This window comes from Microbacterium sp. DMC48 (genome assembly GCF_056313825.1).
The window spans coordinates 469,206-494,141 of sequence record NZ_JBQUZN010000005.1 but is presented as its reverse complement, the minus strand read 5'-3'; the positions used below and the strand labels follow the sequence as shown (position 1 = coordinate 494,141).

General features: G+C 70.5%; 26 protein-coding genes. 17 read left to right on the top strand and 9 right to left on the bottom strand.

Annotated elements, in window-relative coordinates:
- The first annotated feature begins 19 nt into the window (after positions 1-19).
- The 4 genes from ACT53O_RS11490 (at position 20) to ACT53O_RS11475 (ending at position 4,820) form a co-directional block, all read left to right on the top strand.
- Entirely contained in the window at positions 20-1,096 is a 1,077-nt protein-coding gene (locus tag ACT53O_RS11490; RefSeq protein ID WP_476152498.1) for a DNA glycosylase AlkZ-like family protein, read from the top strand.
- A 31-nt stretch (positions 1,097-1,127) separates the two neighbouring features.
- The gene (locus ACT53O_RS11485) at positions 1,128-2,093 is read left to right on the top strand and encodes a squalene cyclase (protein ID WP_476152496.1); all 966 of its coding nucleotides are present in this window, start codon (positions 1,128-1,130) and stop codon (positions 2,091-2,093) included.
- Between the two features lie 103 nt (positions 2,094-2,196).
- Positions 2,197-3,507, top strand: a complete 1,311-nt coding sequence (locus ACT53O_RS11480) for an O-acetylhomoserine aminocarboxypropyltransferase/cysteine synthase family protein (protein WP_476152494.1) — start codon at positions 2,197-2,199, stop codon at positions 3,505-3,507.
- Positions 3,504-4,820 carry an LLM class flavin-dependent oxidoreductase gene (locus tag ACT53O_RS11475; protein WP_476152492.1) on the top strand — a complete coding sequence of 439 codons (1,317 nt, stop codon included), beginning with the start codon at positions 3,504-3,506 and terminating at the stop codon, positions 4,818-4,820. Before ACT53O_RS11480 ends, ACT53O_RS11475 begins: the two co-directional genes overlap by 4 nt.
- A gap of 161 nt (positions 4,821-4,981) precedes the next feature.
- Here the strand turns inward: ACT53O_RS11475 and ACT53O_RS11470 are convergent, their stop codons facing one another.
- The 4 genes from ACT53O_RS11470 to ACT53O_RS11455 are packed head-to-tail and all read right to left on the bottom strand — an operon-like array spanning position 4,982 to position 8,171.
- Positions 4,982-5,911 (bottom strand): ABC transporter substrate-binding protein, encoded by a 930-nt coding sequence (locus ACT53O_RS11470; RefSeq protein ID WP_135949446.1) that lies wholly within the window; start codon positions 5,909-5,911, stop codon positions 4,982-4,984.
- A 36-nt stretch (positions 5,912-5,947) separates the two neighbouring features.
- On the bottom strand, positions 5,948-6,661 hold the full coding sequence (locus ACT53O_RS11465) for an ABC transporter permease (protein WP_347417600.1): 714 nt from the start codon (positions 6,659-6,661) through the stop codon (positions 5,948-5,950).
- A complete protein-coding gene (locus ACT53O_RS11460) occupies positions 6,658-7,350 on the bottom strand; it encodes an ABC transporter permease (RefSeq protein WP_112930874.1) in 693 nt (230 codons plus the stop codon). The genes ACT53O_RS11465 and ACT53O_RS11460 overlap by 4 nt, the downstream gene beginning before the upstream one ends.
- The gene (locus ACT53O_RS11455; protein WP_039411552.1) at positions 7,347-8,171 is read right to left on the bottom strand and encodes an ABC transporter ATP-binding protein; all 825 of its coding nucleotides are present in this window, start codon (positions 8,169-8,171) and stop codon (positions 7,347-7,349) included. The genes ACT53O_RS11460 and ACT53O_RS11455 overlap by 4 nt, the downstream gene beginning before the upstream one ends.
- Before the next feature lie 94 nt (positions 8,172-8,265).
- On the opposite strand from ACT53O_RS11455, the gene ACT53O_RS11450 reads away from it, so the two are divergent.
- The gene (locus ACT53O_RS11450) at positions 8,266-9,693 is read left to right on the top strand and encodes a dihydrolipoyl dehydrogenase family protein (RefSeq protein WP_347417599.1); all 1,428 of its coding nucleotides are present in this window, start codon (positions 8,266-8,268) and stop codon (positions 9,691-9,693) included.
- A gap of 30 nt (positions 9,694-9,723) precedes the next feature.
- Here ACT53O_RS11450 and ACT53O_RS11445 read toward each other — a convergent pair whose 3' ends face one another.
- Positions 9,724-10,584 carry an NAD(P)H-binding protein gene (locus ACT53O_RS11445; RefSeq protein WP_476152488.1) on the bottom strand — a complete coding sequence of 287 codons (861 nt, stop codon included), beginning with the start codon at positions 10,582-10,584 and terminating at the stop codon, positions 9,724-9,726.
- 95 nt (positions 10,585-10,679) lie between these two features.
- Here ACT53O_RS11445 and ACT53O_RS11440 point away from each other — a divergent pair, with 95 nt between their 5' ends.
- Positions 10,680-11,042 carry a winged helix-turn-helix transcriptional regulator gene (locus tag ACT53O_RS11440; protein ID WP_036286201.1) on the top strand — a complete coding sequence of 121 codons (363 nt, stop codon included), beginning with the start codon at positions 10,680-10,682 and terminating at the stop codon, positions 11,040-11,042.
- Positions 11,043-11,051: 9 nt separating this feature from the next.
- Here the strand turns inward: ACT53O_RS11440 and ACT53O_RS11435 are convergent, their stop codons facing one another.
- A complete protein-coding gene (locus ACT53O_RS11435; protein WP_347877428.1) occupies positions 11,052-11,720 on the bottom strand; it encodes an NADPH-dependent F420 reductase in 669 nt (222 codons plus the stop codon).
- 70 nt (positions 11,721-11,790) lie between these two features.
- Between ACT53O_RS11435 and ACT53O_RS11430 the strand changes: the two genes are divergently transcribed.
- From ACT53O_RS11430 to ACT53O_RS11420, 3 genes are read left to right on the top strand one after another with little or no spacing between them, the layout of a single operon-like run.
- A complete protein-coding gene (locus ACT53O_RS11430; protein ID WP_135949442.1) occupies positions 11,791-12,573 on the top strand; it encodes an isocitrate lyase/PEP mutase family protein in 783 nt (260 codons plus the stop codon).
- Between the two features lie 30 nt (positions 12,574-12,603).
- A complete protein-coding gene (locus ACT53O_RS11425) occupies positions 12,604-12,984 on the top strand; it encodes a DUF3054 domain-containing protein (protein ID WP_036319961.1) in 381 nt (126 codons plus the stop codon).
- 27 nt (positions 12,985-13,011) lie between these two features.
- Positions 13,012-14,292 (top strand): M18 family aminopeptidase, encoded by a 1,281-nt coding sequence (locus ACT53O_RS11420; RefSeq protein ID WP_135949441.1) that lies wholly within the window; start codon positions 13,012-13,014, stop codon positions 14,290-14,292.
- Between the two features lie 12 nt (positions 14,293-14,304).
- Here the strand turns inward: ACT53O_RS11420 and ACT53O_RS11415 are convergent, their stop codons facing one another.
- A complete protein-coding gene (locus tag ACT53O_RS11415) occupies positions 14,305-15,540 on the bottom strand; it encodes an MFS transporter (RefSeq protein ID WP_476152484.1) in 1,236 nt (411 codons plus the stop codon).
- A 249-nt stretch (positions 15,541-15,789) separates the two neighbouring features.
- On the opposite strand from ACT53O_RS11415, the gene ACT53O_RS11410 reads away from it, so the two are divergent.
- The 3 genes from ACT53O_RS11410 to ACT53O_RS11400 all read left to right on the top strand — a co-directional run bounded on the left by ACT53O_RS11410 (position 15,790) and on the right by ACT53O_RS11400 (position 19,005).
- A complete protein-coding gene (locus tag ACT53O_RS11410) occupies positions 15,790-17,118 on the top strand; it encodes an MFS transporter (RefSeq protein WP_476152482.1) in 1,329 nt (442 codons plus the stop codon).
- A gap of 62 nt (positions 17,119-17,180) precedes the next feature.
- Positions 17,181-18,077, top strand: a complete 897-nt coding sequence (locus ACT53O_RS11405) for an SDR family oxidoreductase (protein WP_112930884.1) — start codon at positions 17,181-17,183, stop codon at positions 18,075-18,077.
- A 94-nt stretch (positions 18,078-18,171) separates the two neighbouring features.
- Positions 18,172-19,005, top strand: coding sequence for an SDR family NAD(P)-dependent oxidoreductase (locus ACT53O_RS11400; protein WP_036319969.1), 834 nt, complete (start codon positions 18,172-18,174; stop codon positions 19,003-19,005).
- Positions 19,006-19,075: 70 nt separating this feature from the next.
- Here the strand turns inward: ACT53O_RS11400 and ACT53O_RS11395 are convergent, their stop codons facing one another.
- Positions 19,076-20,110 carry a lactonase family protein gene (locus ACT53O_RS11395; protein WP_476152480.1) on the bottom strand — a complete coding sequence of 345 codons (1,035 nt, stop codon included), beginning with the start codon at positions 20,108-20,110 and terminating at the stop codon, positions 19,076-19,078.
- A gap of 36 nt (positions 20,111-20,146) precedes the next feature.
- Here ACT53O_RS11395 and ACT53O_RS11390 point away from each other — a divergent pair, with 36 nt between their 5' ends.
- The 5 genes from ACT53O_RS11390 (at position 20,147) to ACT53O_RS11370 (ending at position 23,986) form a co-directional block, all read left to right on the top strand.
- Entirely contained in the window at positions 20,147-20,794 is a 648-nt protein-coding gene (locus tag ACT53O_RS11390; protein ID WP_112930886.1) for an NAD(P)H-binding protein, read from the top strand.
- A 37-nt stretch (positions 20,795-20,831) separates the two neighbouring features.
- The gene (locus ACT53O_RS11385; RefSeq protein ID WP_039411607.1) at positions 20,832-21,011 is read left to right on the top strand and encodes a hypothetical protein; all 180 of its coding nucleotides are present in this window, start codon (positions 20,832-20,834) and stop codon (positions 21,009-21,011) included.
- A 70-nt stretch (positions 21,012-21,081) separates the two neighbouring features.
- Entirely contained in the window at positions 21,082-21,636 is a 555-nt protein-coding gene (locus ACT53O_RS11380) for an NYN domain-containing protein (RefSeq protein WP_036319911.1), read from the top strand.
- A gap of 85 nt (positions 21,637-21,721) precedes the next feature.
- The gene (locus ACT53O_RS11375; RefSeq protein WP_476152477.1) at positions 21,722-22,294 is read left to right on the top strand and encodes a PadR family transcriptional regulator; all 573 of its coding nucleotides are present in this window, start codon (positions 21,722-21,724) and stop codon (positions 22,292-22,294) included.
- Between the two features lie 6 nt (positions 22,295-22,300).
- Positions 22,301-23,986 carry an ABC1 kinase family protein gene (locus tag ACT53O_RS11370; RefSeq protein WP_476152475.1) on the top strand — a complete coding sequence of 562 codons (1,686 nt, stop codon included), beginning with the start codon at positions 22,301-22,303 and terminating at the stop codon, positions 23,984-23,986.
- Here ACT53O_RS11370 and ACT53O_RS11365 read toward each other — a convergent pair.
- Positions 23,983-24,891 carry an ATP-grasp domain-containing protein gene (locus ACT53O_RS11365; protein WP_295819019.1) on the bottom strand — a complete coding sequence of 303 codons (909 nt, stop codon included), beginning with the start codon at positions 24,889-24,891 and terminating at the stop codon, positions 23,983-23,985. The genes ACT53O_RS11370 and ACT53O_RS11365 overlap by 4 nt on opposite strands.
- Between the last annotated feature and the right edge of the window lie 45 nt (positions 24,892-24,936).

The window sequence follows — 24,936 nt, the reverse complement described above, 5'->3', positions numbered from 1 at the left end:
CGGCGAGTACGCTCGCTGCATGCATCACCTGAGTCGGGAGCAGGCGCGACGCATCGCCGTGCGCGCTCAGCTGCTCGACGCCGACCGCCCCGGAGATGTCGTCGAAGTCGGCGAACAGCTCGGGTCGATCAAGATCGATCCCACGGCCACGATCGCGCCCGCTGAGCAGACCATCCCGTTCACCCGGATCGGCTGGGGGTACGAACCCGGCCAGCTCACCAAGGCGGTCGAGGACGATCGGACGCTGTTCGAGTTCGACGGGCAGGTCCACGCGGCATCCCTGCGACCTGCACTGCTCGCAGGCATGCGTGCGCGGGTGTTCCGAGCGCAGGCGGCGGGCTGGTTGGAGGCGAATGCGCGTTTTCGCGCAGACGTTCTCGCGCGCCTGCGCGCCGACGGCCCGTTGCTGGCGGGCCAGATCGACGATACGAGCCAGGTCGCGCACAAGGACGAGGCCGGCTGGTACGGCTCGAACCAGGTGCCGCGGATGCTCGATCTGCTGTCCTACGTCGGCGAGGCGGCGGTCGTCGGCCGCGAGGGCCGCCAGCGCGTGTGGGACCTGGGAGAGCGGGTGTACGCCGACGTGCCCGTGATCGATCCCGACGAGGCCGCGCGCGTTCTGGAAGAGCGCCGGTTGCAGGCCGCCGGCATCGCACGGCAGAACTCGCGATGGACGCCGGTGGGCACCGTGGGAGAGCCGGCAACGGTCGAGGGATCGTCATGGTCATGGCGGGTCGATCCGGCAGCACTCGCCGCGCTCGACGACGACGCCGGAGGTCGGGTGGCGATCCTCAATCCGTACGACGGCATGCTCTTCGACCGTCCACGGTTGACCGAGCTCTTCGAGTTCTCCTTCGTACTCGAGCAGTTCAAGCCCAAGGCCCAACGTCGCTACGGATACTTCGCACACCCGATCCTCGTGGGTGATCGCTTCGTCGGTCTCCTGGATGCCGAGCTGGACAAGAAGAAGGAGAACCTCATGGTGACCGCCGTGCACGAGTTCATCGAGCTCGAACCCGAGGAGCGCGAGATGGTGGAGGCCGAGATCGGTGATCTGGCCGACTGGCTCGGTGTTCCCGTTCAACGGGCGCGGTGAGGCGCGCGGGTCTGGCGAGGGGGGTGTGCGCATGATCGACGAGACGGTTCGGGACTGGCTGCTCGATTCGGACCCCACGCTGCGATGGCAGGTCGAGCGCGACCTCCTGGACGAACCCGCCGAGGTGTGGCGCGCGACGCGCGCCCGAATCCCTCTCGAGGGCGACGGTGCGCGTCTGCTCTCGTATCAGGACCCCGACGGACAGTGGGCGGGCGGCGCCTTCTTTCCGGGCGGCTTCGATGTCGCCACCCAGGATGAGATTCCCGGTCAGCCGTACACCGCGACGACCTGGACACTGACGACCCTGCGCGAGTGGGGGATGGATGCCGCCGCGCTCGGCGACACGGCCGACCGGCTGGCCGTGAGCGCCCGTTGGGAGTACGACGATCTGCCCTATTGGGACGGTGAGGTCGATGTCTGCATCAACGCGATGACGCTGGCGAACGGGGCGTGGCTGGGTCGCGACATGTCGCCGCTCGCCGCGTGGTTTGACGCTCATCAGCTGCCGGACGGCGGCTGGAACTGCGAGTGGGTCGACGGGTCGGTGCGCTCATCGTTCCACTCGACGATCAATGCCGTGCGCGGCCTGCTCGCGTATGAGGAGCTGACCGGTGACAGCTCTGTGACGGCCTCGCGGCGACGAGGCGAGGAGTACCTGCTCGCCCGGCGTCTGCGCACCCGCCTGTCGACCGGCGAACAGGTCGGACCCTGGACGGATCTGCTCGTGTATCCCTACCGAGCGCCGTTCAGTGCGCTGAAGGCCGCCGACCACGTCACGGCGGCGGCCGTGCGCGACGGCATCCCGCTCGATCCGCGTGCCGCGGACACTCTCGAGATCGTGCGTGCCGGCTGTCAGAGCGACGGTCGCTGGCTGCAGGGGTTTCACTTTCCCGGCGAGGTGTGGTTCCCCCTGGATGTCGAGGTCGGTGAGCCCTCCAGATGGGTGACGTTCCTCGCACTGCGCGCGCTGTCGCGGGCGGGAGCGGCGTCGGCCTGAGTGGGCCGTCACACGACGAAACGCGATTGGTCCTCGACCGCGCTCGACCGCGACGATGGGTCGGTCATCGACGCCCGATCCGTCGATGTCGACAGGAGGACCCGTGAGCAGGCGAGCATTCAGCACACGGCAGCTGCACGACCGGCCGCGGCGAGACCACGGCGCGATCGCGGCGGCCCGTGCGACACCGATCTATCTCACCGCCGGCTTCGAGTTCGGCGAGTACGACGACGCCGCCGCGCATTTCGGTCGGGGAGAGGGCTACGCCTACACGCGCATCGGCAATCCGACGATCGACGCGGTCGAGCACACCCTGGCCGCCCTGGAAGGCGGCTCGCAGGCACTGCTGCTGGCCAGCGGCCAGGCGGCGACGACGGTCGCTTTGCTTTCGCTGCTCGAAGCGGGGCAGCACATTGTGGCATCGACCCACATCTACGAGGGAACCCGCGGCCTGCTGCGCGAAAACCTGCCACGTTTGGGCGTGACGACCGATTTCGTCAGCGAGATCGACGACCTCTCCGCCTGGGAGGCCGCCATCCTCCCGACGACCCGTGCGCTGTTCGCAGAATCGATCTCCAACGCGAGCAACCGACTCGTCGACATTCCGGCGCTTGCGGCGCTCGCGCATCGGCACGGGATCGTTCTGGTCATCGACAACACCTTCGCCACTCCGTACCTCGTCCGACCGCTCGAGCTCGGCGCCGACATCGTGGTCCACTCTGCGAGCAAGTTCCTCGCCGGCCACGGCAGCGTGCTCGGTGGCGCCATCGTCGACAGTGGCCGTATCGACGCCGCGACGATCGCGCAGACCTACCCGCATCTGGTGGCGCCGGGTCGGGGCGGCGCGCCGAGCATCTTCGAGCGGATGGGCGCAGACGCGCGCATCGCGTATGCCCGTGAGTCGGTTGCTCCGCGATTCGGCCCCACGCCCTCGCCGCTGAACGCGTTTCTGATCGGACAGGGCATCGAGACTCTCAGCTTGCGGGTCGAGCGCCAGAGCGCCAACGCGTGGGCGCTCGCGCAATGGCTGGAAGCGCGCCCCGAAGTGGCCGCGGTCGACTACGTCGGTCTCGCTTCGCATCGCGATCATCAACTCGCCCAGCGCGATCTTGCCGACGGGTTCGGATCCGTTTTCAGCTTCACACTCCACGGTGACGCCCAGATGGCGCGCCGGTTCGTCGAGGCCCTCGACGTCTTCACGCACATGACGCACCTCGGCGATGTGCGCTCGCTCGTGCTGCACCCGGCATCCACCTCCCACGCGGCGCTGACCGACGCCGAGCGCGCCGCGGTCGGCGTGCACCCCGGAACGCTGCGGGTCTCGATCGGCATCGAAGACGTCCACGACTTGATCGACGACCTCGCCCAGGCGTTGTCGGTCGCCAGCGACGTTCCCGTCGCGGTGCTCGCGTGAGCCGGCTGCAGCACTTCGGTTGGTTCCTGGCGCGCGGCTTCGGGCCGCATGGCTGGGGGCATCCGTACCTGGACTGGAACTGGGACTGGACGCGTCCCGATCTCTACCAGCAGTCCGCACGAGAGCTCGAACGTGCCGGCTTCGAGTTCGTGCTCATCGAGGACGCGCCCTCGCTCGGCTCGCCCGAGACCATCGACCTGCGCGTACGGCACGCCTTCGGCGGTCCGAAGCTCGACTCGCTGCTGCTGGCCCCGTACCTCTTCCAAGCGACGACGCGCCTGGGTGTGATCCCGACGGTCAACCCGGCCGCGTACCTTCCCTACACGGCCGCCCGCCAGTTCGCGACGCTGCAGCATCTGAGCGGCGACCGGCTCGGATTGAACGTCGTGACCGACACCGGAAGCGCCCGCCACTTCGGTGGCGCTCCACAGCTGAGCCACGACGCGGCCTACGATCGCGCCGAGGAGTGGCTCGACGGCATCCGCGCCCTCTGGAACTCGTGGGGTGAGGGGGCGCTGGTGCGCGATGCGGCCACCGGCGTCTACGCCGACGGCACGAAACTGGATCCGGTGCGACACCGCGGCGAGTACTTCGCTTTCGACGGCCCGCTCAATGCCGTGCCGTTCCGGCGCGGCGAACCCGTCATCGCCTCACCCGGAGGGTCGGGGCGTGGGCTCGGCTTCGCGGGCGCGAACTCCGACATCCAACTGGCGCTCGCGCCGCTGACGGAGCAGAGCGTGCGCGCCTACCGCGCGAAGATCCACGCCGCCGCCGCGGAGCGCGGGCGGGCGCCGTCCGACGTCAAGATCCTGTTCGCGCTGCAGCCGGTGATCGTCTCGTCGGCGGAGGAGGCGGACCGGGTCGTCGCCGCCTCCGCGCACCCCGACGACGCCGCTCTGCGTGCGATCGCCCAACGGCAGTCGAGCGACCTCGAGACCGACCTCACCGTCCTCGATCTGGATGCTCCGCTGCCGGAAGGCATCTTCGCCGAACACGTCTCGCAGGGATCCATCCGTCGACTCATCGGCGACCGGGATGCCGCGACCGCGCCACTGCGGACCCACCTCACCGCGCTGTCACGGGCGGGTCGCATCTCGGACCGCACCGGCTTCGTGGGCACGGCGGAGGAGTTCGCCGATCTCGTCGAGGAACTCGGCGAGTGGGGCAACGACGGGGTGCTGCTGTGGGGCGACCTGCACCCCGTGACGATCCACCGCACGCTCGACGAGCTCGTACCGGTGCTGCGTCGCCGCGGCATCCTGCGCGACGAGCTGTCGGACGGCGGCCTGCGCGCGAGCCTGCAGTCGTTCTGACGCCGCGACCGAGGGCGCAGCGTTTCGACGCGCTGCGCTCTGCGTTTCGACGCGCGCTCGCTCAACGACCGGGGGTTTGTACCCGGTCGTTGAGCGAGGAGCGCAGTGACGAGTCGGAACGCAGACGAATCGAAACGCAGAAGAGCGAATCGGGGGCGAGGTCAGCCCAGGCCGTTGGACTTCAGCCAGGCGGCGGCGATGTCCTTCGTCGACTTCTGGTCGACCTTGGACTCGACATTCAGCGCGACGAGACCCTCGGGGGTGAGCTTCGCGTCCACCGCGTTGATGACGTCCGCCGCATCGGCCGGGAACGAGGTTCCCACGAGCGGCACGACGTGCGAGGCGAGGAACAGGCCCTTCGGGTCTTCCAGCGTCACGAGGTTCTTCGTCTTGATGCTCGGGTCGGCGCTGTAGACGTCGGCCAGCTGGATGCCGCCGGCGACGAGCTCGTCGACGGTCGTGTCGGCCGTGGCGCTGAAACTCACCGTGACGCCGTACTTGTCCTTCAGCCCGGTCGGACCGTAGGGGCGCTGTTCGAGCTCGGGTGCGCCACCGAGGACGAGGTTCGGGACGTTGGCCAGGTCGGCGATGCTCTTGAGGTTGTGCTGCGCTGCGAAGGCCGCCGTCACGTTGTAGGAGTCCTGGTCGGTCGCCGACGCCTGGTCGAGCACGCTCAGGCCTTCGGGCAGCGCCTTCTTCAGAGCCGCGTACACGTCCTCGGTGGTCGTTGCGGTGGTGCTCTTGTCGAAGTACTGCAGAAGGTTTCCGGTGTACTCCGGGGTCAGCGAGATCGTGCCGTTCTGCAGCGACGGCACGATCGCGTCGCGCTGTCCGATGTTGAACTTGCGGTCCACCGTGAAGCCGGCGCCTTCGAGCGCCTGAGCGTAGATCTCGGCGATGATCTCGTTCGAGTAGTAGGCCTGCGAGCCGATGGTGATCGTCTCGGACGAGCCGGTCGCGCCGCCGGTGGCGGCCGGCTGCTCGAGGGAGCCGCTGGAGCCGCAGCCGGTGAGGGCGAGGGCGGTGACGGTGAGCGCCGTGGCCGCCAGGGCCAGGCGCGCTCCGACGCGGGAGGTGCGCAGTGCGGACATGAGGGGTGCCTTTCGTTGGGTGCTGTGAGGAGGACGTCAGGATGCCGTGGCGGGCCGGCTGGTCGGCCGTGCACGCGCGGCGCGACCGGCGACGCCGCGCGGCACGACGATGCGCTGCAGCAGCGCGAAGATTCCGTCGATGACGAGTGCCAAGGCGACGACGAGGAGGGAGGCGCCGAGGATCTGGGCGGTGTCGCGCAGCTGGATGCCCTGGATGATGTAGAAGCCGAGGCCGCCGAGACCGACATAGGTGGCGATCGTCACGGTGGCGACGACCTGCAGGGTCGCGGAACGGACGCCGCCGATCAGCAGCGGCAGGCCGAGCGGCACCTCGACCTTCCAGAGGATCTGGCGACCGGTCATGCCGACCGCGCGCGCCGCGGAGATCGTGGACCGGTCGATCGCCTCGAAGCCGGCGTAGGCGCCGGCGAGGATAGAGGGAATCGCGAGGATGACGAAGGCCACGACGGCGGCCTGGCTCTTGTAGACGACGCCGACCAGCAGATACAGCAGCACGACCAGACCGAGCGTGGGGATGGCCCGCGCCGCCCCGGAGAGGGCGACCGCGAACTCCCGTCCGCGGCCGGTGTGGCCGATCGCCCAACCGGCGGGGATGGCGATGAGCGCGGCGACGAGAACCGAGCCGAAGGTGAACGCCAGGTGCTGAGCGATCGCCTCGGGCAGCGGGAGCGAGCCGGTGAGGCGGTCGGGGGAGAAGATCCACGCGAAGGCGTCGGCGAAGAGGTTCATGCCGCCCCCTCGGCCGCGAAGCGGCGCAGGGCGCGTCGCTCGGCGCGACTGCCGTCGCGGCGAGGCACCCACGGCATGAGCAGGCGTCCCGCGAGAACGAGCAGCAGATCGAAGAGGAGCGCGATCAGCACCACGATCACCACGCCCGCGAGCACTTCGGGGATGATCCGCCGTTGCAGGCCGTTGGTGAACAGGTACCCGAGGTTCTCCACGCCGATGAGGATGCCGACCGTCGCCAGCGCGATCGTGGACGTGGCCGTCACGCGAAGCCCCGCGAGCAGCACCGGACCGGCCAGCGGGAGGTCGACGGTCCAGAAACGTCGCCAGGGCCCGTAGCCGACCGCGATGGCGGCGTCGCGGGTCGCGGCGTCGACCGCGTCGAGGCCGTCGGCGACCGACCGTGTCATGATCGCGACGCCGTAGACCGTCAGCGCGATGATGAGGTTGTTCTCCGAGAGGTAGGGGATGCCGAAGACCGCCCAGAGCAGCGCGAAGAGCCCCAGGGAGGGGATGGTGTACAGCAGGCCGATCGTGGTGAGCACCGACCCTCGCAGAGCCGTGTAGCGCCAGGCGACCCAGCCGAGGGGAAGCGCGATGACGAAGGCCGCGACGATCGCGATCGCGCTCTGGCGCAGATGCGCGAGGGTCAGCCCGCCGATCAGATCGAGGTTGTTGACGACCCAGTTCATGGCGCTCCGTCGACCAGCACGCCCTGCGCGCGACCCGCGGCATCCACGAGCACGGTGCCGTGCGCGGTCTTCTTCGCGGTGAGGGCGCGTGAGCCCCGCTCGACGCCGACGAATTCGGCGACGAACTCGCTGGCAGGCGCGGCGATGATCTCGTCGGGGGTGCCGACCTGGGCGATGTGGGCGCCCTTTTCGAGGATGACGACCTGGTCGCCCAGCAGGAAGGCCTCGTCGATGTCGTGGGTGACGAAGACGACCGTCTTGTCGAGGTCGCGCTGCAGGCGGATGGTCTCGGCCTGCAGTTCCTTGCGGACGATCGGGTCGACGGCGCCGAACGGCTCGTCCATCAGCAGGATGTTGGGGTCGGCGGCGAGGCCGCGCGCGACGCCGACGCGTTGCTGCTGTCCGCCGGAGAGCTGACGGGGGTAGCGATCGGCCAGAGACCGATCGAGACCGACGATGTCCAGCAGCTCGAGGGCGCGCGCTCGCGCCTGCTTCTTCGGAGTGCCGTTCAGGACCGGAACCGTGGCGACGTTGTCGACGACGCTGAAGTGGGGGAGCAGTCCTGCGTTCTGCAGCACGTAGCCGATGCCGCGGCGCAGCTGCACGGGGTTGCGGTCGCGGATGGGTTCTCCGTCGATCGTGATCTCGCCACTGGTCGGCTCGATGAGGCGGTTGATCATCCGCAGCAGTGTCGTCTTGCCGCAGCCCGAGGAGCCCACGAACACGGTGGTCTTGTGCGCGGGCAGGACGAGGCTGAAGTCGTCCACAGCGGTGGTGCCGTCAGCGAAGCGCTTCGTGACGGAGCGGAACTCGATCGCCATACGTCCTCCGGGGTCGGATGATCCACCCAACCACATCCCTCCGACACCGTGACAGGGGCTGGAATCTGGCGTCACAGTCGGGTATGCGTGAGGGATGGAATCCGCAGAGTACGACCTCATCGTGATCGGTGCCGGGCCCGTGGGCGAGAACGTCGCCGACCGTGCCGTGCAGGGAGGGCTGACGGTGGCGATCGTCGAGTCCGAGCTCGTCGGGGGCGAATGCAGCTACTGGGCGTGCATGCCGTCGAAGGTGCTGCTGCGCGCCGGCGCCGCCCGCGCCGACGCCGCCGATGCCCCCGGCGCCCTGGCAGCCGCCCCGTCCGGGCCTGTCGACGTCGCGGCGGTGCTTCGCCGGCGCGACGAGATCGTGCACGACTGGAACGACTCCGGACAGGTCGAGTGGCTCGACGGTGCCGGCATCGCCCTCGTCCGTGGCCACGGGCGTCTGAGCGCCCCGCGGGAGGTCACGGTGCGCCAGGGCGGGACGGATGCCGTCGTGCTGCGCGCCCGGCACGCCGTCGCCGTCTGCACCGGATCGGCGGCGTTGCTGCCGGACATCGCCGGACTCGCCGATTGCGCACCGTGGACCTCGCGCGAAGCGACGGGCGCACATCGGGTGCCCGACTCTCTCGTCATTCTCGGCGGCGGGGTCGTGGCGTGCGAGATGGCGACCGCGTACGCCTCGTTCGGCTGCCACGTCACCGTGCTCGCCCGTTCCGGCCTTCTGGGGGGGATGGAGCCGTTCGCCGGCGAAGCGGTGGCGACAGCCCTGCGCGCGGCGGACGTCGAGGTGCGCACCGGCGCCGAGATCCAGGCGGTATCGCGGGATGCCGCGACCGGCGCGGTCACGGTGACGCTGGCCGACGGCGAGATCACGGCATCCGAGATCCTCGTCGCGACGGGGCGCGTGCCTCGGACGGGGGACGTGGGCCTGGAGACGGCCGATCTGACGCCCGGCTCGTGGCTGGATGTCGACGACACGATGCGGGTTCGCGGCAGCGACTGGCTGTACGCCGTCGGCGACGTCAACCACCGGGCACTGCTGACCCATCAGGGCAAGTACCAGGCGCGGGCGGCCGGTGACGTCATCGCGGCCCGCGCCCGCGGCCGCGCCGTCGACGACCAGGAGTGGGGCACCCACGTCGCGACGGCGGACCACGTCGCCGTCCCGCAGGTCGTGTTCACCTCGCCCGAGGTCGCCGCCGTCGGCCGGACGGCCGCGCAGGCGCAGAAGGAAGGGCTCGCCGTCCGGGTCGTGGACTACGACCTCGCGAACATCGCGGGGGCGAGCACGCGCTCCGCCGATTATCGCGGGCACGCGCGGGCGGTCATCGACACCGATCGGGGCGTGCTGGTGGGAGCGACCCTCGTCGGTGCGGATACGGCAGAGCTTCTGCAGGCGGCGACGATCGCGATCGTCGGCGAGGTTCCGCTCGCGCGGCTGTGGCACGCCGTGCCGGCCTACCCCACCCTGAGTGAGGTGTGGCTGCGGTGGCTCGAGGCGATCGGGCGACCGGAGTGAGCGCCGTGCCGACCGCCTCGAGCCGTCGATTCAGCCCGCCAGCGCGGCGCGGAACGTGTCGACGACGGGAGTCGTCGGGCGGCCGATGAGGCGCGACAGCGTGCCGTCGGTGTCGGCGAGGACGCCACCGCGGATGCCGTCCTCCATGCTCGCCACGAACTCGGCGGTTCCGGCGTCGAGTCCCGATCCCTGCAGCGCGGCGACGAAGTCGTCGCGCGAAACCGGCACGTAGGCGACCTCTCGCCCGAGGGCCTCGGCGGCGGCGGCGGCGAGGTCGGCGTAGCCGAGGCTCGCATCGCCCGCGAGCTCGTAGACCTCACCGATGTGTCCGTCTTCCAGGAGCACCACCGCGGCGGCTTCGGCATAGTCGGCGCGGGCCGCGGGGGCGACCCGGCCGTCGGCGACCGAGGCTGCGATGACGCCGGACTCGGCGGCGCGCTGCACGTCGCCGACGTAGTTCTCGGTGTACCAGTCGTTGCGCAGGATCACGGTGGGCAGCCCGCTCGCGGACAGGGCGTGCTCCGTGGCCTTGTGCTCGGCACCCAGCGGCCAGTCGAAGCTCGTGGCCTTCGACACGCTCGTGTAGACGAACTTCGCAACGCCGGCGGCGGCGGCTGCGTCGATGACGTTCTTGTGGCCGGCGTAGCGGCGGCCCGCCTCCGAGCCCGAGACCAGCAGCACGGTGTCGACGCCGTCGAGCGCCGCCGCGATCGTCGCGGGGTCGTTGTAGTCGAGGTGCACGGTGCGCACGCCGCGCGCGGCGAGGTCATCGATCGCGGAGAGGGTGCGCGCGCCGGCGACGATGTCGGATGCCGTGGCGCCGCGAGACAGCAGTGCGTCGATGACGAGGCGGCCGAGGTGCCCGCTGGCACCGGTGACGAGGATGGTCATGGGAGGTCCTTTCCTTGGGGTCCGAGGAGAAGAACCCTGCGGGGCCTTCGATGCATTCCGTCGATCGGGTACCCACTTTTCGGTAAGGTACCCACATGGCGGTAAGTCTCGCGGAAATCCGGACACAGCACGACCAGGTCTTCACCGAGAACTGCCCCACGCGCACCGTGCTCGACCACGTGATGAGCAAGTGGGGCATTCTCGTGCTGCTGGCGCTCAGCGAGGGCACGGCCCGGTGGGGTCAACTGCGGCGAGCGGTCGACGGCATCAGCGAGAAGATGCTCGCGTCGACGCTGCGCACCCTCGAGGCCGACGGCCTGGTCGTGCGTACCGCCTACCCCGAGGTGCCGCCGCGCGTCGAGTATGCGCTCACCGCCCGCGGCGACGAGCTCATGCAGCGAGTGCTCCCGCTGATGGGCTGGATCGCCGACAACGCGGACGAGATCGTCGCGCGCTGACGGCGTGTCTCAGCGGGTCGCTCGGGCCAGGTTCGCGCGGAGCTCGTCGGCGTCCTGACGGACGACGTAGGCGGGCTGGTCGCGCTCGACCCGCCAACTCTCGGCGACCGAGCCGATGTCGACGGTGTCGAAGCCGAACTCGTCGTAGACGGCGGTCGCGAGGGCCGCGGCATCCGCGTGGTCGCTCGCGATCGCGAGCGCGCGACGACCGGGGGTGCCGGCCGGGGCGCCGTCGGTGAGGATGGCGGCGGCGGGGATGTGGTTGAACGCCTTCACGACGCGTGCGTCGGCGAGGTGGTCCTGAACCATCTGCGTCGTGGTCGTCTCCTTGGCCTCGAGTGCGTCGATGCGCCCGTCGCGCTCCCAGTAGTAGTTGTTCGTGTCGAGCACGACCTTGCCGGCCAACGGCGCGGCCGGAATGTCGGCGATCGCCTTCAAGGGAACGGTGACGATCGCCCAGTCCGCGGCTTCCGCTGCTTCGGCGGGCGTCGCCGCGCGCGCGTTCGCGCCCAAGCGGGCCACCAGCCCTTCGAGCGTCTCGGGTCCCCGCGAGTTGCTGATGACGACGTCGTACCCACGTCCGACGAGGCCCTCTGCGAGCGCGCTGCCGATGTGTCCTGCTCCGATGATTCCCACAGTGGTCATGCGGGTTCCAACACCGGCCGCGCGCCCCCGCATTCCCACGAGGCTGCTGAGAAGACCGTGTCAAGAGATGGTGCCCGCGGCATCCGGTGGTCAGGCTGGAGACATGACAGATGCCTCCCTCGCCGCCCGCGCTCAGCGCCTGCGCGACCTGTACGCCGCCCCCGAGATCCTCCGCGTCGCCAACGTGTGGGACGTGGTCTCCGCGAAAGCCGTCCTCGCGCTGCCCGAGACGCGCGCCCTGGCGACCGCCGGGCACTCCATCGCCGCATCCTTCGGCTACGAGGATGGGACGATTCCGCTGGAGACGACGCTCGACATGGTCGGGCGCATCGTCGCCGTCGCCGGTGAGGTTCCGGTCAGTGCCGATCTCGACGACGGGTACGACGACCCCGCCGACACGATCCGCCGCGCGATCGCGGTCGGTGTCGTCGGTGCGAACATGGAGGATCGCCTGCGCCCGTTCGACGAGTCCGTCGCTCGGGTCGCGGCCGCCGTCGCCGCCGCGGATGCCGAGGGCGTCCCGTTCGCGCTCAACGCCCGCACCGACGCGGTCGTCCGCGGAGGCGAGCGCCCGCTGGCCGATTCGATCGACGACGCCATCGCACGCGGACGGGCCTTCCTCGATGCCGGCGCGACCTCGGTGTTCGTCCCGGGGGTGCTCGATGCCGAAGCGACCGCGCAGCTCGTCGCGGGCATCGGTGAGCGGTCGGTGAGTGTGATCGGCCTTCCCGGTGCCCTCTCCGCGGGGGAATACGAGCGGCTCGGCGTCGCCCGAATCTCGTACGGTCCGCTGACGCAGCGGGTCGCGCTGACCGCGTTCCAGGACGTCACCCGCAGCCTCTACGCCGACGGTGTGATCCCCGCGGGCACCCGCGCGCTCAACTGACCCACCGCGCGACGGGAGGAGGATGGAGGCATGTCACGATCCGCTTCCGTCCTCCTCTCCTTCGCCCTCGACGCGGCGCTGGTCGTCACCTTCGCGGCCGTGGGTCGAGCCAGCCACGATTCCGACGTGTGGACGGGACTCGCCATCACGGCGTGGCCGTTTCTGGCGGCTCTCGTGCTCGGCTGGCTGATTGCGCAGGCGTGGCGGGCGCCGCGCGCGCTCGCTCGCACCGGGCTGCCGGTGTGGGCGATGACGCTCGCGGGCGGCATGCTGCTGCGCGTCGTGTCGGGCCAGGGCATCGCCGTGTCGTTCGTGATCGTCGCGGGCATCGTGCTCGCCGTCTTCCTGCTGGGGTGGCGGCTGATCGCGCTGATCGTTCAGCGCGCGGCGGCGCGACGCCGCGCGGCATGAGCCCGGACCCCGAACTACGCTGAGGAGATGCCCGCTTCCGCTGCCGCCCGCGCCCACGCCGACGATCTCGCCGATTTCGTCGCCGCGTCTCCTTCGAGCTTCCACGCGGCTGCGGAGGTCGCGCGACGGCTGGAGGATGCCGGATTCGCCTCCCTCGTCGAGGCAGAGGCGTGGTCGCTCGCTGCGGGCGGGCGGTACGTCGTCGTGCGCGACGGCGCCGTCATCGCCTGGGTGGTGCCGCGTGCGGCCGATGCGCGCACCGGCATCCACGTCTTCGGCGCCCACAGCGACTCCCCGGCGCTGAAGCTCAAGCCGAAGCCGACCACCGGTCGCTTCGGCTGGCTGCAGGCGGGAGTCGAGATCTACGGCGGCCCGCTGCTGAACTCCTGGCTCGATCGCGAGCTGCGCCTCGCCGGGCGTCTGGTACTCGATGACGGCTCCGCCGTGTTGACCGCAACCGGGCCGTTGCTGCGTCTGCCGCAGCTCGCGATCCACCTCGACCGTGAGGCCAACGACCACCTCGCTCTGAACAAGCAGACCCAGACCCAGCCCGTCTGGGGGCTCGGCGACGCCGCGTCGGCCGACCTGCTCGGTGAGCTCGCGGCCGCCGCCGGCATCGACGCCGCACGCATTCGTGGCTACGACATCGTGACCGCCGACGCCGCGCGCGGCGCTGTCTTCGGCAAGGACGACGTCTTCTTCGCCAGCGGCCGTCTCGATGACCTCGCGTCGGTGCACGCCGGCGTCACCGCCCTCGTCGCCGCGCCGTCCGACACCGCGCACATCCCGATGCTCGCGGTCTTCGACCACGAGGAAGTCGGCTCGGCGACGCGCTCCGGCGCCGCCGGCCCGTTCCTGTCGGACGTGATCGAGCGGGTGCAGCGCGGACTCGGGGCCGATCGCGACGAGCAGCTGCGGGCACTCGCGGCATCCTGGTGTGTCTCCAGCGATGTCGGCCACTCCGTGCACCCGAACTACCCCGAAAAGCACGACCCCGTCGTCCAGCCCGTCCTCGGCAGTGGTCCGATCCTGAAGATCAACGCGAATCAGCGCTACGCGACGGATGCCGCCGGTGCGGCCGCGTGGCACGGCTGGTGCGACGCCGCGGGCGTCGTCTCGCAGGAGTTCGTCTCGAACAACGCCGTGCCCTGCGGGTCGACGATCGGGCCGATCACGGCGACGCGACTCGGCATCCGCACCGTCGACGTCGGCATTCCCATCCTCTCGATGCACTCCGCCCGCGAGCTCGCCGGCACGGCCGACCTGTTCGCCCTCAGCCGCGCGGCGGAAGCGTTCTTCTCCGCCTGAGCGCCGCCGACCTCAGCAGCGGCGGTGCGCCGCCGACGTCGCCACCAGGTTGACGAGGGCGAAGAGGGTGCCTGCCCCGAACAGCAGGGGGTACCCGATCACAGGGCTCAGCGAGGCGAGTAGGGCCGGAACGAAGAATCCGAGGTAGCTGAGGGAGTAGTAGACGGCGGTCAGACCGGCCAGATCGTCGGGGCCGGCGATCCGTTGCACTTCCTGCAAGCCGGTGACCAGCAGGAAGCCGTAGGCCGTGCCCAGAGCTGCCGCGGCGATGATCGCGACGGCCAGTGACATGCTCAGCGCCGCCGCTGCCGCGAGGGCCAGCCCGATCGCCGTTGCCGCGAAGGACGCGATGATCGTCCGCGCGCTGCCGGCCCGATCGATGCGCCGCACGAGGCTCTGGGCTGCCACACCGCATCCGAGCGCGATGAGACACAGCAGACCCGCGAACCCGACTTCGAAGCCGGGCACCTGGGCGGAGAAGAGCACGGGCAGGATCGCATAGGCGCTCGCCGCCGTGCCGAACACCCACGGGGCGAGCGGGGCGACGACGAACACGAAGCGGCGGTGAGTCGCCGCCGGGATACGGAGGTCGTCGCGCAGTCGACCGGGGTGCGCGCTGCGCGTGCGCGTCTCGGGGGCCGACCACATGAGCGCGAGAGCGAGCGCGCACAGCAGGATGTTGACGAGATACGGCAGCACTTCCGGAGCCGTCCCCGACTGCGCGATGGCGGCTGCCACCGCGGCTCCCAGGGCGAACCCGACCGTCAGCACGAGCGCCGCGCGGCGCGCACCGGCGCCGGCGTCGGCGCCGGTGTCGAACGGAGCTGCCGAGAGCTCTTTGATCCAGGCCGTGCCCACGGCCATCACGAGACCGAGCGCGAGGCCCGAGAAGACCCGGCCGGTGAAGAGTTGCGCGGCCGATCCGCCGCCGGCGGCGAGAACGGCGGAACCGGTGAGCGCGAGGACGGGTGCGGGCAGGGCGAGGGCCCGGCGGCCGAACCGATCCGAGAGGGGGCCGCCGATGAGCAGGGCCGGCACGATGCCGAGGACATACGCGCCGAGGAGGAGGTTCACGGTCAGAGCGCTGAGGTGCTGCTCCAGCCGGTAGGTGACCAGCAACGGCGTGAACTCGTTGCCGCCCCATGCCACGGCGAACACCGCGGCGCTCACGCGCAGCCAGGGTGCCACGCGTGCACGGCGTCTGGCCCCTGCGACCGGAATCGGCAGGGAGGAGGTGGCGACTGACATGCGCGGGTGCCCATCTGTGAGGAGGCGGCACCGTTGTCGCTGGCGGTCGGGGACCGTTCGATGCTACTCCGATTTCGCCGTGTGGTCAGACCACCGGAGATATCCATCCGGTACACTCGAGTGTCGTGCTCCTTCGCGGAGCGCGAAGTGCATCTACCTGCTCCACCCAGCCATCCGACCGCGACGTCGCGGACGGCACCCGGCCCCGGATTCGTTCGGAGGGCAAGGCGGCACGTGAACAACGAGCCCATGTCCCGGAGGAACCCCGTGCACCACCCCTCGACCGCCAGCGGTCGTTCATCGCTGATCGCGCACACCGGATGGGCCTACTGGCCGATCGCATTCGTTGCACGTCTGCCCTTCGCGATGATGACCGTCGGCGTGCTCATGCTCGTCGTCCACGCGACCGACTCGGTCGGCTTCGGCGGGCTCACCTCGGCCGCCGTCGGCATCGGCGTCGTCATCGCGGGCCCCATCATGGGCGATCTCGTGGACAGACACGGACAGCGGCGCGTGCTCGTCCCGGTGGGGCTCGCCAACGGCATCCTGCTCGCGCTGTTCCCGCTGGTCGCGACGGCGGAGGCGCCCCCGGGCGTGATCCTGGCGGCGGCTCTGGCGATCGGGCTGACCGGACCGCAGGCGGCGGCCATGTCGCGCAGCCGGCTGCTGGCCATCGTCGCCGCGCGCATCGCTCCCGAGCGGCGCACGAAGACGACCTCGCGGCTGATGTCGTACGAGTCGGCTGCCGACGAGACGGCCTTCGTCATCGGCCCGTTCCTGGTCGGCATCCTCGCAGCCCTCATCGCACCGTGGGCTCCGATCGCGGTGGCCGCAGCGCTCAGCTTCGGCTTCGTGCTCGCGTTCGCGCTGCACCCCACCGCGCGCCTGCTGCAGAGTCGCGCCGACACCGCGGCGGAGCGCGCCGCCTTCCGCGCGGTGCTGACGCCCTCGATGCTCGTGCTGGTGGCGGCGACGTTCGGGGTGGGAATGTTCTTCGGCGCGGCGCTGACGTCACTGACGGCCTTCGCGCGGGCTGCGGGCGACGAGGCGCAGGCGGGCCTGCTCTACGGGCTCATGGGCATCGGCTCCGCGGTGCTGGCCCTCGGCGTCGTGCTGCTGCCCGCGCGCTTCGCCCTGCGCCACCGTTGGCTCGCCTTCGCGGGAGTGCTGACGGCGGCATCCGTCGGGTATGCGACCTCGTCGAGCCTGGGCGTGGTCGCCGGCTGGCTGCTCGTCATGGGCCTCGGGGTCGGGCCGACGCTGGTGACGCTGTTCTCGCTCGCGGGTGAGCGTGCCCCGCGCGGACGATCGGCGACGACCATGACGCTGCTCAGCTCCGCCCTCACGCTCGCGCAGGCGCTCGCCGCGGCGGCCACCGGCTGGATCGCCGAAGAGGTTTCGCTGGGCGTCGCGATGGCCGTGCCGGCCCTGGCCGCGGCGATCGTCCTGTCGCTGGGCGTCGTGAACGTCGCGATCGCACGCCGCGGCCGCGCCGCCCCCGGTCGTCCGGCCGCAGATGTCGCTGTGGACGAGGCATGGCGGCACGACGGGACGGACGAGCGCGCCCGCGCGCGCTAACACCGCCCGACGGCACTGTCAATCCACCTGCGCGGCGGCGCCCGGTCGCCGAGACTGCCGGAATGACCCGCGACCAGTACACGTTCACCGACCCGGCCGCCCTCTATGCCGACATCGAGCCGCAGAAGCAGCGGATGCCGGAACCCGGCCTCGAGGCCGAACTGACGCCCCGTCCGGATCTCGGCGAGGACACCTACCGCGGAACCGGGCGTCTGCGCGGCCGCCGCGCCCTCATCACCGGCGGCGACTCGGGCATCGGTGCCGCCACCGCGATCGCGTTCGCGCGCGAAGGCGCCGACGTCGCGATCTCCTATCTGCCCGAAGAGGAGGAGGACGCGCAGCGCATCGCCGGGCTCATCCGCGACGCCGGCGTCACGGCGCTCACCTTTCCGGGGGATCTGAAGGATGCCGCCTACTGCCGCGACCTGGTCGAGAAGACCGTCGACGGCCTCGGCGGACTCGACATCCTCGTCAACAACGGGGGCAAGCAGATCTTCAACGAAGATCTCGAGACCCTGAGCGACGAGCAGTTCGACGACACGTTCAAGACCAACGTGTACGCGATGTTCTGGATCACCAAGGCCGCCCTCGCGCACCTCGAACCCGGCTCGTCGATCATCAACACGACCTCCATCCAGGCGTACAAGCCCTCTGATGTGCTCGTCGACTACGCGTCGACGAAGGCCACGATCAATGCGTTCACGAAGGCGCTCGCCCAACAGGTCGCACCCCGGGGCATCCGCGTCAACGCGGTCGCGCCCGGGCCGATCTGGACGGCGCTGCAGCCCACCGACGGCCAGCCGCAGGACAAGCTCGACAGCTTCGGCGAGGACACCGCGCTCGGGCGAATGGGCCAGCCCGCCGAACTCGCCCCCGCCTACGTGTTCCTCGCATCGGCCGAGTCCAGCTATGTCATCGGCGAAACGCTGAACGTCAACGGCGGCATCCCCTCGCCCTGACCCCTGCACTCCTGTCGGGTCGCGGTCATGCAGGGGGCGGCCCGGCAGGACCCTCTGTCGGCGGACGTAGACTCGCCGCATGACCCCTCCCGGCATGAACGAGAACGACCCCCGCACGATCGTGATCACGGGAGCCAGCAGCGGCATCGGTGCCGCCGCGGCCCGACAGCTCGCCCTGGCCGGGCAGCGGGTCGTGGTCGTCGGGCGCGACCCGCGGCGGACCCGGCAGGTGGCCGAGGGGATCGGCATGCCGTTCCACGTCGCCGACTTCGCCGTCCTCGCGCAGGTGCGCGCGCTCGCCGATGAACTGCGGGCGAGCTATCCGCGCATCGACGTCCTCGCGAACAACGCGGGCGGCATCTTCGGCGATCGCACCGTCACGGTCGACGGATTCGAGGCGACCTTCCAGACGAACCATCTGGCGGCGTTCCTGCTCACCAATCTGCTGCGCGATCGCCTCGTCGACTCCGGAGCCGCGGTCATCCAGACCTCGAGCGTCGCCGCGCGACGTTTCTCGCGCTTCGACATCGACGACCTCAACGCCGAGCGGCGATATTCTGCGAGCTCGGCATACGGCAACGCGAAGCTCGCGAACATCCTGTTCACGAAGGAGATCGAGCGGCGCTGGGGCGACGACGGTGTGGCGGCGGCCGCATTCCACCCGGGCGTGATCGGCAGCAGCTTCGCGGCCACGGCCAAGGGACCGTGGCGCTTCATGTACACCAATCCCGTGACGAGCCGGCTGCTGACCTCGACCGATGTCGGCGGGGCGCGGCTGGCCTGGCTCGCGCTGGGCAAGCCAGGTCTGGACTGGGAGCACGGCGGCTACTACGTCGCCAACCGCCTGGCGCGCACCTCGCCGGTCGCCGCCGATCCGGTCATCGCCGCGCGCCTGTGGGAGCGCAGCGCGGAGATGGTCGGCCTCTGAGGCGGTTCATCCGTCCGCTCTGGTCGTCATCGGTCGGCGGATGCGGCGAGGCGGGACGGACGACGGGGCGTCAGTCGATGAAGCGCACCCAGTTGGCGCCGTTGCCGGTCTCGGCGCGCTGGAGCAGCTCGAGGCGCTCGCCGTCCACGGCGTACAGCGACACCGACGTCGACTTCTCGCCGGCGGCCACGAGGTAGCGGCCGTCGGCGCTCGTGGCGAAGCCGCGGGGCTGCTGCTCGGTGACGGTGAAGGTCGCGGCATCCGAGAGGCTGCCGTCGGCGGCCACCGCAACCGCGGCGAGCGTGCTCTCGGTGCGCTCCGACGCCCACAGCACGCGGCCGTCCGCGCCGGCGTGCAGGTCGGCGCCCCAGATGAAGTGGTGGGCGAGGGGATCGGCGCCGAACTCGCTGTGGCCGAGACCCTTCGAGCGGTCGAAGGCGGATGCCGCGCCCACCAGCTCCAGCGTGCCGGTCGCCGTATCGCGGGCGTAATGCAGCACCTCGCCGGAGAACTCGGTCATGACGTAGACGGCATCCTGCGCGTCGTTCACCAGCAGATGGCGCGGTCCGCTGCCGACGGGGGCCGCCACGGTCGAGGGTTCCAGCGGGACGAGGGCGAGCTCGTCGGCGATCGCGTACTGGGCGACGAGGTCGGCGCCGAGCGAGACGAAGTAGGCGAACCGGCCGTCAGCGCTCGGCAGCACCGAGTGCAGGTTGGGGTAGGAGATCGTCGACACCGGCTCGCCGACGACGCCGTCGACGATGGGGGAGAGGATGCCGTAGCCACCGCCGTAGCTCGCGCCGAGAAGGGCCGAGCCGTCGCGCGTGAGCGCGAGGTAGTTCATGCCGCCGGCGGGGAGATCGCGGCGCGACAGCGGAGTGAGGATGCCGCTCGTACGGTCGAGCGAGAGGGTGACGATGCCGGCAGGATCCCCCTTGACCGCCGCGTAGACGAGGTCGCGCGCGGCATCCACGGCGAAGGTGGAGCATCCCGTCAGTCCCTCGGTCACGGCGAGGCGCTCGAGGGTGCCGTCGGCGAGGCGGAAGGTGGTGAGGGAGCCGTCTGCGGCGTTGGCGACGAGAACGAGAGCGATCGTGGCGGTCATGGTTCCAGCGTAGGCGGCCGCGCGTAGGCTGGAACCATGGCACGCATCCTGATCATCGGCGGGCACGGCAAGGTCGCGCTGCAGGCCGAGCCGCTGCTGGTTCGGGCCGGACACGACGTGAGGGCGGTGATCCGCAATGCGGATCACGCCGACGATGTGGCGGCTGCCGGGGCTCATCCCGAGGTGGCCGACGTCGCGGGTCTCGACATCGCGCAGCTGACCGACCTCGTCCGCGGCTCCGACGTCGTGATCTGGTCGGCGGGCGCCGGCGGCGGTGACGCGGCCCGCACCTACGCCGTCGACCGTGACGCCGCGATCCGCACGATCGATGCCGCCGTGGCGGCGGGCGTCGACCGGTTCATCATGGTGTCCTATTTCGGTGCTGGAGCAGACCATGGCGTCGACCCCGACAACGGCTTCTTCGCCTACGCCGAGGCGAAGGCCGCTGCCGATGATCATCTGCGCGCGAGCGGCGTCGACTTCACGATCCTGGCGCCGTCCAGCCTGACCGACGACGCAGCCACCGGTCTGATCGAGACGGATGCCGAGTCGGGCACCTCGGTGTCGCGCGCCGACGTCGCCGCGGTGCTCGCGGCCGCGGTCGACGAGCCGGCGACGCGAGGGCGCACCGTGAGCTTCAACACCGGCTCGACGCCGATCGCCGCCGCGCTGGCGGCCGCTTGACGCGCGGCGCGACGGCGCACGCCCCTACGCTGGACGCATGAGCAGGAGCACTCTCTGGAGCGTCGTCGGCGTGATCGTGGCGATCGCGATCGCCTGGGTGATCGTCAACGTGATCTTCAGCGTGCTGTGGTTCGTGGCCAAGCTCGTCGTGGTGCTGGTCGTCGCGGTGATCGTCTTCTTCGTGCTGCGCCGGATGTTCTCCCGCGGCGACGAGTGAGCTCGTGCGTCCCTGCTAGCGTCGAAGGGCGCGGCCCGGGCGGGTGCGCGCGGATGCCGAGGGAGGCAACGTGACGGACCGCACCAGCTGGATCCTCGTGGACGGCGAGAACATCGATGCCACGCTCGGCGGATCGATCCTCGGCCGTCGCCCGCAGCCCGACGAGCGTCCCCGGTGGGATCGCCTCCTGGGCTTCCTCGAGGAGCGCTGGCAGCAGCCGGTGCGCGGCCTCTTCTTCCTGAATGCGTCGACGCATCTGCCAATGCCATTCGTGCAGGCGCTGCTGGCGCTGGGCTACACCCCGGTGCCGCTGTCGGGCCCCGCCGACGCGAAGGTCGTCGACCTCGCCATCCAGCGGACGCTGCGGGCGCTGGAGGACCGCAGCGGCGACGTCGTTCTCGTCAGCCACGACCGTGACTTCGTCGATGACCTCGCAGCACTCGTCGACGACGACCGACGTGTCGGGCTGATCGGATTCCACGAGTTCCGCAGCAGCGAGTTCGCCGCCGTCCCGGGTATCGAGTTCTTCGATCTCGAATACGACGTGCATGCTTTCGACGCCCAGCTGCCGCGCGTGCGCGTGATCCCCATCGAAGAGTTCGACCCGTTCCAGTTCCTCGGCTGAGCGCGCGAGAACTCACGGCGCGAACATAGGTGAACGATATATCGTTCACTATCGCCGAATGATCGGCGCGATTTCGGGAGGCATCATGAACGGTTCATTCTCCGGTCCGAGCTTCGGCGGACGCGGGTTCGGCTCCGGGTCCTTCGCGGCCGGTTCAGCGGGCATGTGGGAGGCGATGGAGAATCTCCGCGCGTCCTTCGAGCAGCGCACCGGCCCCCGCATGGGACGAGGTGACGTGCGCGCGGCGGTGCTGGCCCTGCTGTCCGAGCAGCCGATGCACGGCTACCAGATCATCCAGGAGATCGAACAGCGCAGCGACGGCGCGTGGAAGCCCAGCGCCGGCTCGGTGTACCCGACGCTGCAGATGCTGGCCGACGAGGGCCTGATCCTCGCCGAGGAGGCGAACGGCCGAAAGACGTATGCGCTCACCGACGCCGGTCGCGCCGAGGCGGAAGCCTCCGCGGACCGTCCGGCGCCCTGGGAGACACCGGGTCAGCGCGACGGCGGCCGCATGAGCGCGCTGCCGAAGGCCGGCTTCGCGCTCGCGCAGGCCGTCGGGCAGGTGGGGCGCACCGGCACGCCGGAGCAGGTGCAGAGCGCCGTCGAGATCCTCGACGAGGCCCGTCGCCGCGTGTACGCGCTGCTCGCACAGGGCTGATCGGCGGTGCAGTCCGGCTCACGTGCGCGGTACCGGCGCATCCTCCGCTTCGCCGCACTGTCGCTGGCGCAGACCTGGTGGTACGACCTGTTCCTGCCGCGCGTGGGCCTCGCGCGCCTCGCCGCGCGCTCGCGCAGCGCGCGGATGCAGCGCATCGCCCGCCGCTTCCACGCGCTCGCCGTCGACCTCGGCGGTCTCATGATCAAGGTCGGCCAGTTCATGTCGTCGCGTCTGGACGTGCTGCCGCCGGAGATCACGAAAGAACTCGAGGGGCTGCAGGACGAGGTGCCGCCCGTGCCCTTCGCCGATATCCGCGCCGCAGCGGAGGCGCAGCTCGGGATGCCGCTGGAGCGCGCGTATGCCTGGTTCGACGAGACTCCGGTGGCCGCGGCATCCCTGGGGCAGGCGCACCGCGCCCGACTGACGCCGGCAGATGCGACGCTGAGCGGATTCGGCGCCGTCGTCGTGAAGGTGCAGCGCCCGGGGATCGACGAGATCGTCGACGTCGACCTGGCGGCGCTGCGCCGAGTCGCAGGGTGGCTGAGTCGCGTGCGACTGGTCTCGGACCGCGTCGATGCGCCCGCTCTGGCCGAGGAGTTCGCGGCGACGTCGCGCGAGGAGATCGACTACCTGCACGAGGCGCAGAACGCGGAGCGATTCGCCGCGGACATGGCGGATGATCCCGCCGTCGCCGTGCCGGAGGTCGTCTGGGAGCGCTCGACGCGCAAGGTGCTGGCGCTGCAGGATGTGACGGCGATCAAGATCTCCGACGTCGCGGGCCTGCGCGCGGCCGGCATCGATCCCGTGGAGGTGGCCGAGGCCTTCGCGACGACCATGTTCACGCAGCTGTTCCGCACGGGTTTCTTCCACGCCGATCCGCACCCGGGCAACGTCTTCGTGACGCCCCGCCCCGCCGGCGCGGATGCCGCGGCGCCGGCGTGGACACTGACCTTCATCGACTTCGGCATGATGGGCATCGTCGACGACCGGCTGCGCTCAGGGCTTCGTACCGTGCTGCTGGCCGTCGCGGCTCGCGACAGCAAGAGACTGGTGCAGGGCATTCGCGATGTCGGCGCGCTCTTGCCCGGCGCCGACACGCGCGAGCTCGAGCGTGCCTACGCGAAACTGTTCGCCCGCTTCGGCGGCATGGGGTTCGCGCAACTGCGCGAGGTCGATCCCCGCGAGTTCCGCGACTTCGCGGAGGAGTTCGGCGATGTCGTGCGGAGCCTGCCGTTCCAGTTGCCGGAGAACTTCCTGCTGATCGTGCGCGCCATCTCGCTCACCTCGGGCGTCTGCAGCACGCTGGAGCCCGACTACAACATCTGGGAGAGCATCGAGCCGTTCGCCGGTCAGGTGCTGCGTGATGAGGGCGGCAACGTCGTGAAGGACGCGCTCGCGCAGGTCGCGGAGGTCGCCACGACCGCGTGGCGTCTGCCCGGACGCCTCGACGGGCTCATCACGGGTTTCGAGGAGGGCACGGTGTCGGTCGACATGTCGCGCCTCGAACGCCGACTCGATCGTCTGGAGCGGATCGCTCAGCGTGGCCTTGCTGCGGTGGTCTTCGGCATCCTGCTCATCGGCGGCATCCTGCTGCGGGTGACCGACGAGGTCTTCGGTGTGGCGATGATGATCGCGTCGCTCGTCCCGCTCGTCGTCAGCCTCCTGCCGCGCGGTCGGCGCCGGCGCCGCTAGGACGCTCCGCCTCGCGCCGCCGTGAGAAGCGCATCGACGACGGCATCGGTGACGTGCGGTGCGACGTGCAGGTTGAGGGCGGGCTCGACGAGCTCGACCTCCAGCAGCGCCAGGCCGTAGGCCCGCGAGCGCACGGTGTCGACACGGGCGTAGAGGGGGAGCGGACCGCCGGTGACGGCCTGCACCGCCTGCACGACGGCGGTGGCGAAGGCGATCTCGTCGTCGTAGGCGGGTACCTGTTCGGGATGTTCCTCGTAGACGCCGCCGATGAGTCCGCCGCCCACTTCGAGCAGGGCGCCCTTGGAGATGGCGTGCGTGAATCGTCCGTCGATGAGGTAGAGGGCCTTCTCCCACCCGCGGGACAGTTCGGGCACCTCGGGCTGGATCATCGCGGTGTCGCCGGCCTCGATGATCCGTGTCGCCAGGTCGAGGGCCCGCTCGTCGTCGGCGTCGAAGAGGCCGGTGTCGCGCGCCCCCGCCGACACCGCCGGCTTCACGACGACGCGGTCGTGCGCGGCCAGCGCCGCGCGGACGTCGTCGACGCTGTCCGCGTACGCGGTCGGCACCACGCGGATGCCGGCGCCTTCGAGGTCGGCGAGGTAGTGCTTGTCGAGGTTCCAGCGCATCGTCGCCGGGGCGTTCACGACGCGGGTGGATGCCGCCGCGCGCTCGAGCCAGGCCTGGAACTCATCGGGACGCTCGGGGTAGTCCCACGGGGAGCGGATCGCGAGCAGGTCGAAGGCGGCGAGATCGACGGTGTCGTCGTGCCAGACGACGGCCTCGGCCGCCGCGCCGCGAGCGCGGAGTGCATCCAGGAGCACCGGGGTGTCGTGGTCGGGGTCTTCGTCGGAGTAGAAGGCGGCGTCGGTGACGACGATGCCGATCCGCGGTGCAGGCGAGGTCACGAGAGACCACCCTACCGAGGGCGTTCTCCTTGACCGGGCCCCTCC

What these genes read in the sequence shown, in the direction of transcription:
- ACT53O_RS11490 (WP_476152498.1), top strand. Translation starts at nt 20, where the DNA reads ATGCATCACCTGAGTCGGGAGCAGGCGCGACGCATCGCCGTGCGCGCT.
- ACT53O_RS11485 (WP_476152496.1), top strand. Translation starts at nt 1,128, where the DNA reads ATGATCGACGAGACGGTTCGGGACTGGCTGCTCGATTCGGACCCCACG.
- ACT53O_RS11470 (WP_135949446.1), bottom strand. Translation starts at nt 5,911, where the DNA reads ATGTCCGCACTGCGCACCTCCCGCGTCGGAGCGCGCCTGGCCCTGGCG.
- ACT53O_RS11465 (WP_347417600.1), bottom strand. Translation starts at nt 6,661, where the DNA reads ATGAACCTCTTCGCCGACGCCTTCGCGTGGATCTTCTCCCCCGACCGC.
- ACT53O_RS11460 (WP_112930874.1), bottom strand. Translation starts at nt 7,350, where the DNA reads ATGAACTGGGTCGTCAACAACCTCGATCTGATCGGCGGGCTGACCCTC.
- ACT53O_RS11455 (WP_039411552.1), bottom strand. Translation starts at nt 8,171, where the DNA reads ATGGCGATCGAGTTCCGCTCCGTCACGAAGCGCTTCGCTGACGGCACC.
- ACT53O_RS11450 (WP_347417599.1), top strand. Translation starts at nt 8,266, where the DNA reads ATGGAATCCGCAGAGTACGACCTCATCGTGATCGGTGCCGGGCCCGTG.
- ACT53O_RS11445 (WP_476152488.1), bottom strand. Translation starts at nt 10,584, where the DNA reads ATGACCATCCTCGTCACCGGTGCCAGCGGGCACCTCGGCCGCCTCGTC.
- ACT53O_RS11440 (WP_036286201.1), top strand. Translation starts at nt 10,680, where the DNA reads ATGGCGGTAAGTCTCGCGGAAATCCGGACACAGCACGACCAGGTCTTC.
- ACT53O_RS11435 (WP_347877428.1), bottom strand. Translation starts at nt 11,720, where the DNA reads ATGCGGGGGCGCGCGGCCGGTGTTGGAACCCGCATGACCACTGTGGGA.
- ACT53O_RS11430 (WP_135949442.1), top strand. Translation starts at nt 11,791, where the DNA reads ATGACAGATGCCTCCCTCGCCGCCCGCGCTCAGCGCCTGCGCGACCTG.
- ACT53O_RS11425 (WP_036319961.1), top strand. Translation starts at nt 12,604, where the DNA reads ATGTCACGATCCGCTTCCGTCCTCCTCTCCTTCGCCCTCGACGCGGCG.
- ACT53O_RS11420 (WP_135949441.1), top strand. Translation starts at nt 13,012, where the DNA reads ATGCCCGCTTCCGCTGCCGCCCGCGCCCACGCCGACGATCTCGCCGAT.
- ACT53O_RS11415 (WP_476152484.1), bottom strand. Translation starts at nt 15,540, where the DNA reads ATGTCAGTCGCCACCTCCTCCCTGCCGATTCCGGTCGCAGGGGCCAGA.
- ACT53O_RS11410 (WP_476152482.1), top strand. Translation starts at nt 15,790, where the DNA reads ATGTCCCGGAGGAACCCCGTGCACCACCCCTCGACCGCCAGCGGTCGT.
- ACT53O_RS11405 (WP_112930884.1), top strand. Translation starts at nt 17,181, where the DNA reads ATGACCCGCGACCAGTACACGTTCACCGACCCGGCCGCCCTCTATGCC.
- ACT53O_RS11400 (WP_036319969.1), top strand. Translation starts at nt 18,172, where the DNA reads ATGAACGAGAACGACCCCCGCACGATCGTGATCACGGGAGCCAGCAGC.
- ACT53O_RS11395 (WP_476152480.1), bottom strand. Translation starts at nt 20,110, where the DNA reads ATGACCGCCACGATCGCTCTCGTTCTCGTCGCCAACGCCGCAGACGGC.
- ACT53O_RS11390 (WP_112930886.1), top strand. Translation starts at nt 20,147, where the DNA reads ATGGCACGCATCCTGATCATCGGCGGGCACGGCAAGGTCGCGCTGCAG.
- ACT53O_RS11385 (WP_039411607.1), top strand. Translation starts at nt 20,832, where the DNA reads ATGAGCAGGAGCACTCTCTGGAGCGTCGTCGGCGTGATCGTGGCGATC.
- ACT53O_RS11375 (WP_476152477.1), top strand. Translation starts at nt 21,722, where the DNA reads ATGAACGGTTCATTCTCCGGTCCGAGCTTCGGCGGACGCGGGTTCGGC.